Annotated in this window: 1 protein-coding gene; it reads right to left on the reverse strand. The window is 40.8% G+C overall.

Translation table 11 applies throughout. From position 1 onward, the window contains the following. Nucleotides 1-1,026 (reverse strand): UvrB domain 3-containing protein (locus AB4486_RS25170; RefSeq protein ID WP_372119436.1); only part of this gene is annotated, 1,026 nt, incomplete at both ends.

The raw sequence follows: 1,026 nt of genomic DNA on the forward strand, positions 1-1,026 counted from the left end.
AAATACGATGGTTCGAACCGCTAGATAATAGTGAATCTTGTCCTTATGCTCTTTGGTCAGCTCACTACTACCCACACAAATGTCATAGGCTGATTTAAGGCGTTTGGTCAGATCCATAAACGTCTTTTCAAACTTCTTGGTTCTTAGTGCAAAATCAGCCGAAGCATTTAAGCAATGTAACTGCTCTAGTGGCGTACCATTGAAGTATGGCTTAGAGTCGAACTTATGGAACAGCCCATCCAATAGACTCAGGTGATCCTTAACGATAATGACCGACTGCTTAATGTCTTCTAGATTCTGATCTTGCCCTGCTGTGTATTGGGAAAGTGCAAGGTTCATCTGTTTTTTTATGCCGATGTAATCGACTACCAGACCATTCTCTTTACCTTCAAATTTACGGTTTACTCTCGAAATAGTTTGGATCAGATTATGCTTTTGCAAAGGCTTATCAATGTAGATGGTATCGAGGAACGGCACGTCAAAGCCCGTTAACCACATATCTACCACAATAGCTATTTTGAAGTTCGATTTACCATTTTTAAACTGACGATCCAGCTCTTTACGGTACTCTTTATTGCCGAGTTTGTTCCAGAGAGCTTTATCATCGTCTTTGCTACGAGTCATAATCATCTTGACTCGTTCCATCGGCTTCACTTTCTTCTTATCACTTTCTGATAGAGTTGCGCCGTCTTCACAGACTTTTACTTCATCCCACTCAGGGCGAAGCTTAAGCAGTTCTTTATAGAACTGGTAAGCGATTTCACGACTACTACAAACGAACATTGCTTTACCTTTTTGAGTCGTGCCTTCTTCAACACGATTCTCATAATGCTCAACAAAGTCTTTCGCTATAGCTTTGATACGATCTGGGTCGCCCAGTATGGTAGACATACTTGCCATAGCTGTTTTGCTTTTATCTATTTGATATTCATTTGTTCCAGCGTCTTCACACTCTTTATAGTATTTTTCGACTTCATCAAGCTGGCGACCATCAAGTAGCACTTTTGCTGCTCGGCCTTCATAAAC

This window comes from Vibrio sp. 10N.222.55.C6 (genome assembly GCF_041473395.1).
In the GTDB taxonomy this organism is placed as follows: Bacteria; Pseudomonadota; Gammaproteobacteria; order Enterobacterales; family Vibrionaceae; genus Vibrio; species Vibrio crassostreae_C.